Annotated in this window: 10 protein-coding genes, 1 other RNA gene and 1 pseudogene; 3 read left to right on the plus strand and 9 right to left on the minus strand. The window is 62.7% G+C overall.

Annotated elements, in window-relative coordinates:
- The first annotated feature begins 4 nt into the window (after positions 1-4).
- The 3 genes and pseudogenes from ssrA (at position 5) to L1O02_RS26870 (ending at position 1,471) form a co-directional block, all read left to right on the plus strand.
- Positions 5-398: a transfer-messenger RNA gene (ssrA, locus tag L1O02_RS26860) on the plus strand.
- Between the two features lie 145 nt (positions 399-543).
- Positions 544-696 (plus strand): annotated as a pseudogene (locus L1O02_RS26865) (M48 family metallopeptidase); the annotation flags it as partial.
- A 397-nt stretch (positions 697-1,093) separates the two neighbouring features.
- Positions 1,094-1,471, plus strand: a complete 378-nt coding sequence (locus L1O02_RS26870; protein ID WP_060842451.1) for a hypothetical protein — start codon at positions 1,094-1,096, stop codon at positions 1,469-1,471.
- Between the two features lie 59 nt (positions 1,472-1,530).
- Here the strand turns inward: L1O02_RS26870 and L1O02_RS26875 are convergent, their stop codons facing one another.
- The 9 genes from L1O02_RS26875 to L1O02_RS26915 form a co-directional block, all read right to left on the minus strand.
- Positions 1,531-1,713 (minus strand): hypothetical protein, encoded by a 183-nt coding sequence (locus L1O02_RS26875; RefSeq protein ID WP_060842450.1) that lies wholly within the window; start codon positions 1,711-1,713, stop codon positions 1,531-1,533.
- A 30-nt stretch (positions 1,714-1,743) separates the two neighbouring features.
- Positions 1,744-2,982, minus strand: a complete 1,239-nt coding sequence (locus tag L1O02_RS26880) for an O-antigen ligase family protein (RefSeq protein ID WP_235759016.1) — start codon at positions 2,980-2,982, stop codon at positions 1,744-1,746.
- A complete protein-coding gene (locus tag L1O02_RS26885) occupies positions 2,976-3,758 on the minus strand; it encodes a WecB/TagA/CpsF family glycosyltransferase (protein WP_082729171.1) in 783 nt (260 codons plus the stop codon). The genes L1O02_RS26880 and L1O02_RS26885 overlap by 7 nt, the downstream gene beginning before the upstream one ends.
- Positions 3,739-5,031, minus strand: a complete 1,293-nt coding sequence (locus L1O02_RS26890; RefSeq protein WP_060842448.1) for a hypothetical protein — start codon at positions 5,029-5,031, stop codon at positions 3,739-3,741. Before L1O02_RS26890 ends, L1O02_RS26885 begins: the two co-directional genes overlap by 20 nt.
- On the minus strand, positions 5,028-6,029 hold the full coding sequence (locus tag L1O02_RS26895) for a class I SAM-dependent methyltransferase (protein ID WP_060837466.1): 1,002 nt from the start codon (positions 6,027-6,029) through the stop codon (positions 5,028-5,030). Before L1O02_RS26895 ends, L1O02_RS26890 begins: the two co-directional genes overlap by 4 nt.
- The gene (asnB, locus tag L1O02_RS26900; protein ID WP_060837465.1) at positions 6,022-7,863 is read right to left on the minus strand and encodes an asparagine synthase (glutamine-hydrolyzing); all 1,842 of its coding nucleotides are present in this window, start codon (positions 7,861-7,863) and stop codon (positions 6,022-6,024) included. The genes L1O02_RS26895 and asnB overlap by 8 nt, the downstream gene beginning before the upstream one ends.
- A 15-nt stretch (positions 7,864-7,878) precedes the next feature.
- Entirely contained in the window at positions 7,879-9,177 is a 1,299-nt protein-coding gene (locus L1O02_RS26905; RefSeq protein WP_129405367.1) for a hypothetical protein, read from the minus strand.
- Between the two features lie 98 nt (positions 9,178-9,275).
- Positions 9,276-10,202, minus strand: a complete 927-nt coding sequence (locus L1O02_RS26910) for an NAD(P)-dependent oxidoreductase (protein ID WP_060837463.1) — start codon at positions 10,200-10,202, stop codon at positions 9,276-9,278.
- Positions 10,202-11,287 carry a hypothetical protein gene (locus L1O02_RS26915; protein ID WP_129405366.1) on the minus strand — a complete coding sequence of 362 codons (1,086 nt, stop codon included), beginning with the start codon at positions 11,285-11,287 and terminating at the stop codon, positions 10,202-10,204. The genes L1O02_RS26910 and L1O02_RS26915 overlap by 1 nt, the downstream gene beginning before the upstream one ends.
- Between the last annotated feature and the right edge of the window lie 308 nt (positions 11,288-11,595).

The raw sequence follows: 11,595 nt of genomic DNA on the forward strand, positions 1-11,595 counted from the left end.
GTTCGGGGCCGTTTAGGATTCGACGCCGGTTGCGAAACTTTAGGTGCATGCCGAGTTGGTAACAGAACTCGTAAATCCACTGTTGCAACTTCCTATAGTTGCCAATGACGAAACCTACGGGGATTACGCTCTCGCTGCGTAAGCAGCCTTAGCCCTTCCCCCCTGGTACCTTCGGGTCCAGCAATCATCAGGGGATGTCTGTAAACCCAAAATGATTGTCATATAGAACAGAATCGCCGTGCAGTACGTTGTGGACGAAGCGGCTAAAACTTACACAACTCGCCCAAAGCACCCTGCCCGTCGGGTCGCTGAGGGTTAACTCAATAGACACGGCTAAGCATGTAGGACCGACAGCGGAGTACTGGCGGACGGGGGTTCAAATCCCCCCGGCTCCACCAAATGAAGCAGTACAAAAAAGGCACTTGGCGATTATCGCAAGTGCCTTTTTTGTGCCTGACTGGCTGGTTTTGCTCACCTATGCCAGCTTAATGACGGCCTGCTGAGCACAGCTCAACAGCTGTGCGGATACTCGAGTGAGCCTTCGTACCCAAGCACATTGCCAAGTATGTGGTTGTGCACCTGCACGAGCCGCACCACACACCTGAGTTCTGGCTACGCCTCGAGCGCGTCATGCCAGACTACGCACAGCGAAAGACCTGGTTGGCGGAACATGGGATCGAAGTTGAAGGGGTGTGAAGCTCTTCCTCTGACAGGGAGATGCTTGAGGCTAAAAAACCGAAACGCCAGCCAACTTGGACCGCGCCTTCGTTCCCCCAAAGCAGCGTTAAGTCTCTTTCTATTGTGCGAACTTTCCTAGAAACTCCTAGCCGCTTGCGCCTACCCCCTCACCCTGGCTAGCCTCGATCCGTCACTGCACATTCAGTGACCGGGTTTAGCAGCCCGGAATCGATTAGGCGCACAGCGCCGCCATCTACGTGGCGTTTTTTAGGCTCCGTTTTATGGCGGCCGTGCGCAGGGCACCTTCGGGTGCGCCGGGTTCCTAATCGACCGGTACTGCTAACCTGCGAACGGCCGCCACCCTATCGTTTAGCAGCGACGGTGAAGGTTCCTACCATCGATTAGGAGTTGCACCATGAAAAAGCTCGTGCCCGATCCGCCTCTCACTGCTGCCCATCGCGGCAGAAACCCTGAACACGATCTGGCCAATCAGCAGATCCGGCAGAAGCTGTCACTTCAGCCTGCCGATGCCTCTCTGATCCAGTCACTGAAGCAAACCATCAGTACCCCAGTAAGTCGCGACTCTCTGTTCTCGGTACGCGGCGGCATCACCGCCGAAGAAGCCCTACTCCACGTCTCCCTGCTGCTAAAAAGCGCCGAAGAAGTCTCCGATGAAATCACCGAGCGCGGCAGCGGTATCGAGCGCGGTCTGATCTGGTCCCTGGTGCACTCGGTGGAGATGGCCCGGGCCGTGGTGGATGCCTTGCTCGATGGCAGTCGCCATAGGCCCTAGCTGAAGTAGCAGGACTAGCAAAAGCACAGCGCGGCAGCACGACCTGCCGCGCTGTCTCCTCAAACAAACCGCCCCGCCCTGAGCGCCTTCAAAAAGGTGTAAGACGCACGGTTCAAGGTCTCTCCCGGATCGGTGGTCACGCTCACCGAGCGCACGATGCGCTGGCTTTCCAGGCGCAGGAAGTTCAGTGGGTCGCCCGCTGTGGAGCGGCTCAGCAGTTCCAATAGCAGGGTCACGCCCATGCGCGTGACCGGCAACCTCGGTTTTAATCGCTACTGGGTCGTGGACGGCTCGACCAGTGGCCGCAGCCCCACGATCAACCCAATCGGCAACCACAGCACAACCCAATAAGGATTGGGCCGAGTGAACACGCTCGAGATATCAGAGACCATCGCCACCAGGGCGAACACCAAAGTCGCCAGGGCCACACGCGCAGCAGGATCGGCACGCAAGCGCCACGCCTTGAGGAGCGCGGTACCGAGCAACAGCACGAACAAGACAAAGCCGACGATCCCGTACTCGAACCACAGTTGCAAATACAGACTGTGGGCGTGATACACGATATCGCCCCAGGGATAGCGATAGACCAAGTTGACTCCGGCACCCTTGCCTAGGGCCCAGAACTCGGACAAATGGGCCAGCCAGTTCAGCCAGATCGGACCTCGCTGGCTGGCACCCAGAAACCATTCGTGCTCAACCCGCGACCAGAACACCGCCATCATCAGCAGTATCAACAGTGCACCGATCAGCAGCAGGACACGAGCACGCCGTTGCGGGCTGAGCACCAACAGGGTCAAGCTGCCCGCCAGGGTCGAGAACCAGGCACCACGCGAGAAGGTCAACAGCACATACATCAACAAGCCTGCCAGACCGACCAGTACAGGCAACCAGGCCCAGGCCTTGAGTTCACGCTCCACCAGGACGCTGAGCAGCAGAACGGCGAAAATCCCGTAGTAAAGGCCAGCCGGGATGGGGTATGAGAAATCCGCGAAACCATGCCAGCCCAACTCTTGCAGCCGACCGGTGCTTCTGAGTACCTCGTAGGCCAGCGGCTTATCCAGAACAACGAACTGAACGATCAGTGTCAGCCAGGCAAAACAGCAGGCGAGCAGCACCGCGAGAGCCAGGGGAATTTCGATCACGCCTTTGCGCACCAGCTGGCCGACCACGAACACATAGAGCAAGATCAGCAGCGCCACCTTCAGCAAATAGCCCGGCGCCTTCCAGGAATCGTCAAAGCAGCTCCGTAGCACCACCCAGCCCAGCAGGGCCAGCAGTATCAGCGCGCTGGGTTGGCGCCACCAGGAGAGCGCAAAACGTTCGGCAATAAGCAGAATCAGCGCCGGTACGAACAGCAACAGGTAAACCTGTGTGGCCTGGCGACTGCCGTCGTTATTGAACAGAAACCCGCTCAGTTGCACGAACAGGCCCAGGGCCAACAAAGCCTGGCCGGGTCGGGACAGCAAAATCCGCAAGGGTTCATAAGACATGACTGCTCCTGCTTTCAGCACTGGGCTCTGACCTTGGCCCGCGTCGCAAGCCTTATACGGGTAACGACCAGCAACAGTAAGTAGAGGCTGTTACTACGCACGTAGCGCCAGAGCAGGCGACGAGGTTCGAGCAACAAGCGAAACAACCACTCCATGGCAATCCTCTGAACCCAGCGCGGCGCTCGAGGTAACTGGCCGGAGAGCACGTCGAACGAGCCGCCGACCCCCATGCCTACCCGGACGCCCAAGTTCGGCCAGTGGGTGTGCAGCAGCAATTCCTTTTTGGGTGAGCTGATGCCGACAAACAGGATATCCGCACCGCTGGCGCGGACATCTTGAATTACTTTCGCCTCTTCGCCGGCCGTGAAGTAACCGTTGCGCAGGCCGGCAATGCGCAGGCCGGGATAACGGGCCTGCAAACGCTCTGCCGTCAACTCAACCACCTCCTGGCGGGCTCCGAGCAGGTACACCGAAGCACCGGTCGCGGCCGCCATTTCACACAGCAGGCCCATCAGGTCGATACCCGCGCAGCGCGGTGGCGTCTTGATTCCCAGCGCCTTGAGTCCCAGAGAAATACCCGCACCATCGATATGGACACGCTCCGCCTCATGCAGCGCCTGCATCAGGAACGGGGTAGCGCGCGCGTCGACCAGCTTGGCGACATTGAGCCCTTCCAGGCGCAGTCGACAGCCATCCGTGAGAGCGTGCCGGGCCTGTTCGATCATCTCCTGCGGGCTGAGCAGGTCCAGAGGACAACCCAGAAACTCAATGCGGCGGCTATCCGGAGTGCTGTTCATCGATGATGGGCTCAGTTTGGTAGCGAGTGGACGAGGTGCTGCGTAGCGTGGCTCCGCAAAGCAGCCAGAAGGCGCCCGTGCCGGAGACGGTGAGCAGGTGCTCGGAGCTGATCAAGGTGGTGGACAGGCCCAGCGTCAACCAGAACATCGCCAGCAGCATCGGCTCAGGGTGCCTACGATAACGGTTCAACAAGGCCAGGGCCATGTTCAGGTAGAACCAGAGAAACAGCAGGGCGGCAGGCAGGCCGAGCTGGAACGCAATGCTGAAGATTGCCCCTTCGCCACCGCCGATCAGCGTCTGTTGCTGCTGGGCCGCCTGCGCGCCCTGGGCGCCGAGGCCGGCACCCAGCAACAGCACCTTGGGCAGATCCAGCAGGTTTTTCTGCAACGCCTGCCAGTGGCCGATGGTTGAGCCATCCAGAAAATTGATGCTCATCTGCACGATGCCATAGGAGAACATCGCAATCCCCCCGCAGACGCCAGCGGCCACCAACCAGCGTATGGCGCGGTAACGGAACAGCGAGGTACCCGTGGCCAGGTAACCGATCAGGGCCAGGCTGCCGGCGAGCATGGCGCCGCGCGTTCCCGACATCCAGATTCCCACGAACAGCAAACCACTGAGCAGCAGGCTGAGATAGCCAGCACGTCGCTCCGACCAGGCGATGGCAGCCACAGCCACGACTGCCAGGAACATGCCCTGCGCCAGGGGGGACGCCAGCAGGCCCGCCGCCCGCCGTTGCAGGTCGACGCCGCCGTAGAAGTTCCATGGCAAGCCGCTTTCCCAATCGGCGCCCAACACCATGCCCTTGATATCGCGCATATAACGCGGATAACCAATGGTCTCGGTCCAAAACGTTGTGTGCTGCTGCTCCCAGGCGCCAAACACTGTGCTGGCAATGCCCAGCAGCACCAGCAAGGCGACGCAGCTGCGCAACTGTTCAGGGCGGCGCACGCAGTAGAAACCCAGCAGAAAAAACAGCACGGGAATCATCAGCGTGCCGTAGGAGCCCAGCAAGATGCTCGGCGTCATGCTTGCCCTGTTGACCAGCAGGTAGCACAGCGCCAGGGCGCTGTAGGCCACCAGCGGCAGCAACAGGCGGCTTGGCAGACGGGTGCTGAGTAGACAGCACGCGGCGAGCACCACCACCAAAACGTCACGCAGGTTGCGCAGCAACCCCACGCCTGGCCAGGCACCGTCGCCATACAGCCAGGCGCTGACCAGATCCCCCAGGTGCACCCAGAGGATGATCAGCAACACGATCCTGAACCTCATCGCCGCGCCTGCTCTGCACAGTGACGGCGATGCTGGCGCCAGCGCTGCCACTCGCCTAGCAAGCCCGCCCCCAGCACACGCATGGCCATGGCTTTGAGCAGCGCCTTGATCCGGTCCCGGTACCCCCAGCCGACCCGTGAGATCCACTGATCGACAGCGTCCACCTGCTGTTGCGCTGCCGACGCCACAGGCTGGCGGATCGGCGTCGTCGGGCGCAGCGCCTCCAGCCACAGCGTCCCCGCCAGCGCGGAGACGGGATGGGCGCCGCAGTACAGCACATGCAGGCCGGCCGCTTCGGCAAGGCGCCGCAGGCTGTCGGCACAGAAGTAACTCAAATGTGCCGGATGGACGAACAGCCGGGTCTGCCAGTCGCTCATCAAGTCTGGCACCTCCAGCCACAGGCGGCCCCCGTCCCGCAGTCTTTGCGCGGCCTGTTCAAGAAAACCGCGTGGGTCGATCAGGTGTTCGAGTACATGGAAGGCCACCACTGCATCCAGGCTCTGTTCCGGCAGGGTTGCCAGGCTCTCGACAAAGCGCACCGATGCCTGCCCGAGCAAGGCCTGGCGTTGCGCGGTGTCCGGCTCGCTGGCGCTCAGTTGCAGATCGGGCCGTTGCTGCGCGGCCTGCCCGAGAAAGGCACCGAAACCTGCGCCCATTTCGAACAGTTGCCCTTGCGGCGGCAGGTTCGCGTCAATCAGGGCAAACCGTTTGCGCGCCACGTCGGCATCGCCACGCCAGGCAAAAAAACGCACCGTGCTGCGCCAAGGTATTTCGGCAGGAAACAGGCGGCGATACGGGCCGCTATAAAAACGCAGCAGCCCGGCTGCACTGAAACCGGGGGCCAGATACACCGTGGCGCAATAGCCACAACGCATGAGGGCCTGCCCGGAGTGGGCATAGACCTCCGGCCAGAAGTAGCGCTGTGCGGCGCTGCTGCCGCACACACGGCACTGACCGGCATCCGCCGCCAGGCCCCAGTCGTGGAACCGTTCAGGCATAGATGCTCCGGTACCAGAGCGCGACTGACAGTGCCAGCCACAGGGTGCTGTGACATTGCGGCCTGGCCAGGTGCCGGCGCAGTGCGCTCAGGTCGACAAAGTCGTTCAGTTGCGCAGGCAGATCCTCCAGCAGCTCACGCCAGGGCAACTGCGCCACCAGGAACTGTTCGGCATGGCCGAATCCGGTACTTTTCGGCGTGGTCACCAGCCGATCCGGCAACACCCCCTTGAATGCATCGCGCAGCAGGGACTTGGAGAGACCGGCCCCTATCCGCTCCAGGGCCGGCGTACGGAACGCCCGCTCGACCAGGCGATGGTCCATGAATGGGCTACGCAGTTCGATGCCGGCACTCATGCTGTTGCGATCGGCCATACGCAGTGCCATGGGCAACAGATTATCCAGCTGGTCCTCGCGCATGCGCTGCTCCAGGGGACTGGACATCCGCTGGCGTATCAGCGCGAGGCGCTGCTGCTGAGACTCCCACAACCCGGCGCTCATCACCCCGACACTCGGACGATGACGACGCAATAGCGGCCCTATCAGCGCTGGAGGCAGGTCCCAGACCAGGCGGTTGAACAGCAAGCTGACAGGAAAGGTACGCAGCCTCAAGCGCTGGACCACCTGCATCAGGTGCCCGGACCAGAGCGCATCTCGGGCCGCCACCGAGTGATAACGGGCCGAATAGCCGCCGAACAGCTCATCGGCCCCTTCGCCGGAGAGCACCACCTTGAATCCCTGTTCGGCGATGGCCCGGTAAGTCCTGAAACTGGCCAGCACCGAGGGCGTACTGAAGGGCTCGCCCTGTACCGAGATCAGGTTCATCAGCTCGTCCGCCGATGGGATGGGGGTAAAGCGCAGCACGTGGTGCCGGTCGTCATGGCCACTTTCGGCCATGAACAGCGCGGCCCGTGCCGACTCATCGAACCCGCGCTGTTGGGCATCGCGGTAGCCGTAGGTGAACGCCGCGTCGAGCCGCTGCCGGGGCTGCTGGCTGGCGTTGAGCGCCACCCGGGTGATGATGGAGCTGTCCAGACCGCCGGACAGCAGGCTGGCCACCGGCACATCCGCCTGCAGACGCAGGTGCACCGCGTCCTCCACCAGTCCCCGCAGTTCCAGGCTGGACAGCGGCTCGGCACTGCCGGGTGCGGGCCATTGGTGATAAGGAGCCTGACTGAATCGGCCGGTCCGGCTCATGCGCCCGACCACGCCAGGTGGGACGGCCCGCACCCCCTGGAAAAAGGTGGCCGAACCCTGTTCGGAAAAGCCCGTGATCAGGAAGTCGAACAACTTTTCAGGATTCGGGGCCGGATAACCGCCAAGCATCTGGGCAATGGCGCCGATTTCACTGGCCAGCACCATCTGCTGACCGTCGTGATGCAGATACAGGGGTTTTACCCCCAGCCGGTCACGGCTATACACCAGGTCGCCACTGGGCGCATCCCAGATCACCACGGCCCACATGCCGTTGCAGCGGGAGAAAAGCCCCTCGCCCCAGACACGCCAGCCGTGCAGCAGCACCTCGGTATCACCATCGGTCACGAAGACACAGCCAAGCGTACGCAGCTCACTACGCAGCTCGACAAAGTTGTAGATGGCGCCGTTGAACACCAGCGCCGTGCCAGTGATCGGGCATCGCATGGGCTGCTCGGCGGCGCGGCTGGTATCGAGGATAGCCAGGCGGCGATGCCCGAGCAGTGTCGGTGGCGCCGTCTCGACCATCAGCAGGCCCTCGGCATCGGGGCCGCGACGGGCCAGGCTGGCCAATGCCCGGCTGGCCCGTTGCTGCAGGTCGGCTGCCGCGCTCAGGGCGCGTACGGCGATCAGCCCGCACATGACCGGTACTCCTGCCTATTCATCCATCCCCCCTGTGCAACGTGGTTCGATATAGCAAGGACGCCGGCCCAGCAAACCGATCATGGCCGGGACCGCCAGCATGATGGCCAGGCCGGTGGCCCAGCTCGTTTGCGCCGCCGCGCAGGTTGCCAACGCCCCCGCCAAGGCGAGCATGCCCCAACGCCCAGGGCGCAGCCTGAGCATGACCAGCAATACGCTCATCACCAACAACATCCCCACGACCCTGGCCCACAACACGGACGCTGGCGCGTCGCTCCAGGCGGCCATGAGCTGCAGCACCGCACTGGCACCTAGCCCCAGAAGGAACGGCCGCACAAACTGCCCTTCGCGACGCTCGCCAATAAGCAGCAGCACGAGAAAACCGCTGGAGGCGGACAGGCCCCAGGCCAACACCACCAGCCCTGCCAACGCCAGCCACTGACGCGACTCGATCGGCAGTTCCAGGCTTTGCGCCAGTGTGCCCAGCAACAGCATGTTGGCGGTCGCCCAAGCCAGCAACGAAGCCACCGCCACGATCCGCTGGCGACCACCCGCGCTGCTGGCCTGGCCCAGCAACAGGCGGGATAACTGGCCCTGTACGCCAGAAAGGCCACTCAAGACATGGTTCAGCAGCAGAAAGACCGGCATGAACCCTGGTACCAGGGGCGCCAGCAGAAAGGGCGTGAGCCGGTCATGCAAGGTGCCGGACACGCTTAATGCACACAGGTGCAGCGCCGCCCTCAACTGGCCTTTGCCCAATAACGGCAACCACAACAGCCGCTGACCGCTCATGGCGAAATTGACGATGGCCTGGGTGAGATACCCCAGGCTTACCGCCAGCCCTGCGCTGGCAGCCGCTGACAGGGGCAGGCTGACGCTGACCGGCCACCACAGCAGCAACCCGGCCGGCCAGGCGATCTGCGCCGCCATCAGCCCGCGCAGACGCTGGCCGGCCGCGATCAGCGGGGCGGAAAAATTGAACAGCGCAAACAGGCTGGCGGGGGCGGCGCTGAACAGGTACTGCCGCCCGGCCTGGTCATCGCTGTAGAACACCCAGCCAGTCAAGGCAAGGCCCATCAACACCAGGGTCGCGAGCAACCGCTGCCCGAGCGCGCAACGCCAGGTCACCAGCCAGTGGCTGGCATGGCGGTCTTCTCGCAGGAACAACGAGGCGTAGCCCAGGTCGGCCAGGAAGATCAGGGTCAGCAACAGCAGGTGCGCCAGGCCGACCACTGCGTAGGTGGTCGCCCCCAGCGACTTCAAGAGAACGATCTGGAACGTCAGGTTGGCCAGTTGACCGATGGCGAAGGTCACGGCCGCCAGCACAAACGATTGGCTGAGGGACCCGCCGTTAGCTGCGAGTCCCTGTCGCTCTGGAGAAACGGACGAGCGTGGTCGCGTCGGACCCACGCTTACCGCACCTGGTCCGGAAACACGACCAGGCGCAGGGCCTCGGCAAACGCCAGGCGGGGCTGCCAGCCCAGTAACTGCAGGGTACGGCGGGGATCGCCCAACTGACTGGGGCGGTCGACCCGCCGTTGCCGGGCCGGGTCAACTTCTACCTTGACCTGCACGCCGACGATGTCTCCGAGTTGCTGCACCAGTTGTTCCACGGAGTGCTCCACCCCGGAACACAGATTGAACACGTCGAATGGCACATCTGTACGCGGGTCGTGCAGCATGGCGATCAGGCCGCGGGCGATGTCATCGGCATGCAGGTAGTCGCGCCGGGGCGTCAGGTTGCCCAGGCGTATGCAGCCATCGCTCGATTGGCGCAATTGCTTGAGCACATCGGGGATCAGATGGGCGTTAGGGTCATCATGGCCCACCGCGTTGAAAATCCGCGCCACCCGACCGATTCGCCCGCCGCGTCCGCTCCAGAACTGCAATTGCTGCTCGTTGCAGTGCTTGGACAATGCATAGTTGTCACAGGCTGCCAAGGGGCTGGACAGCTCCGACAGCGGCCCTTCCTGCCAAGCGTAGACCGCGCCGCTCGAGGCAATCACCACGCGGTCTACCTGCGCCGCCTCAGCCGCAGCCAGCAGCCTTTCGGTACCCACCACGTTGACGTCCAGGCAATGGGCGCGCTGATACTCGCAGGTGGGAATGTGGTGCACCGCCGCCAGATGCAGGATGGCATCGGGGCGCCAGGATGCCAGCAACTCGGCCAGTCCCTGGGCATCGCGAAGATCACCCTGGACCGTCCAACTGGCCTCGGGCGGCATCGCAAGGCCGCTGGAGAGATTATCCAGCACCGCCACTTCACCGCCGGCAGCACGCCACTGCCGAACGACACGGCGCCCCAACATACCGGCGCCGCCGGTCACCAACAGGCGCATCACGGCCTTGGCTCCACAATCAGCCTGCTGCGGATCGGGCGTGGCAGCCACAGCAGCACATCGCGCCCTTTATGCAGCGCCACGTACAGCGCAAGCACAATGGACAACGCCACGAACACCAGCACGAAGGCCGCGACGCCCATTATCAACGGGTTGCGCAGCGGTACCGGCGCCGTGGAAATCGCCGAGCGTGTCTTGATACCGATGGCTTGCTGCCGGGACTCGGCCTGGGTGAGTTTGAGGTTGATGTCCTCGGCTGCTTCCCGAGCGCTGGCGTCCAGTTGTGCCGCGTTGGCAAGCAGCTTTTCGCGGTTGCTCTTGAGCTTGTCGAGAATGACCTGTCCCGAGGTTGCGTTGCGGATCGTTTCGTCCATGCCAGCCAGCAGGCGCTCGGTCCAGTCGAGCTTGTCAAGTTCACGCTGGGCCGCTCGCGCCTTGGCCTGCAGTTCGGAAACCGTGCTTTCCAGAGCCACGATCTGCGGCAAGGGCGACAGGTATTTGCCACCACCATCGCTGACCGAAAACAGGGTGCTGGTTTCCAGATGGCGCAGATCAGGGTAGCGCTCCAGCAACTGGCGCATGTCGGCGATGCGCTGGCGGTTCTGTTCAATCTCGAACTCGGCCTTGAGCACATCCAGCTTGAGTTGCGGACGATGATCGAGGGCCGCCTGGCTGGTCCTCACCAAGTCGATCAGGCTATTGGCCAGAAAGGCTTCGCGTACTTGCCGGGCAAGGGTATTGATGGTCAGGTTGGCCTGTTCCTCGTCGGACACCCGCAGGGCGAACTCCAAGCCAAGCCCCGTGCTGCTCTGGATTTGCGCGACAGGAATATCCCGGGCGTCGTCCCGATTGAGGGAGGAACGATAGCGCACGCTCTGGATCCAGTACTGGGGATTGAGCGCGCGGTTGCGCAACTGCAGGTGTCCAGGGCCGACTTCTTGCCGGTCGTCGCCGAAGGCGTGATCGACCCAGCGTTTGTCCCAGAGAAACGACTGCGCCTGCCGCCATTCTTCAAGCGTTACCTTCGGCACTTCGAGCAGCGCGGACACGCTATACAGCGGGCGACTGGCTACCCAGGCAGCCACAGTACACGCCGCCAGCAGCGCCAAGAGCAGCAGCAAGCGGCCAAACCGCTGATAGAACTGCAGGGCTCGCAGCGCCAGCTCCGCCAGCGAAATTTCATCGTAAGGCCCAATAGGTCTTGCTGTAGGCGTTGTATGCATCATTCCAACCTGATGGGCCTGCCTGCACAAACGTGAAGGTGGTCTGCTAGTCACGGGGCAAAGTGCGAGAATTTGACACAGCGACCAGGCTGCTGCAATGCGCTGACCGTGTTTGGAACGGCCAATGAATAGAGACAGGTCGTTACCATCGTCTTGCGGACTGCTAGAGT

This window comes from Pseudomonas sp. BC42 (assembly GCF_021560055.1).
In the GTDB taxonomy this organism is placed as follows: Bacteria; Pseudomonadota; Gammaproteobacteria; order Pseudomonadales; family Pseudomonadaceae; genus Aquipseudomonas.

Excerpts from the sequence above, each read along its gene's own strand:
- L1O02_RS26895 (WP_060837466.1), bottom strand. The coding sequence starts at position 6,029 with ATGCCTGAACGGTTCCACGACTGGGGCCTGGCGGCGGATGCCGGTCAG.
- asnB (WP_060837465.1), bottom strand. The coding sequence starts at position 7,863 with ATGTGCGGGCTGATCGCCGTACGCGCCCTGAGCGCGGCAGCCGACCTG.
- L1O02_RS26870 (WP_060842451.1), top strand. The coding sequence starts at position 1,094 with ATGAAAAAGCTCGTGCCCGATCCGCCTCTCACTGCTGCCCATCGCGGC.
- L1O02_RS26910 (WP_060837463.1), bottom strand. The coding sequence starts at position 10,202 with ATGCGCCTGTTGGTGACCGGCGGCGCCGGTATGTTGGGGCGCCGTGTC.
- L1O02_RS26875 (WP_060842450.1), bottom strand. The coding sequence starts at position 1,713 with ATGGGCGTGACCCTGCTATTGGAACTGCTGAGCCGCTCCACAGCGGGC.
- L1O02_RS26885 (WP_082729171.1), bottom strand. The coding sequence starts at position 3,758 with ATGAACAGCACTCCGGATAGCCGCCGCATTGAGTTTCTGGGTTGTCCT.
- L1O02_RS26890 (WP_060842448.1), bottom strand. The coding sequence starts at position 5,031 with ATGAGGTTCAGGATCGTGTTGCTGATCATCCTCTGGGTGCACCTGGGG.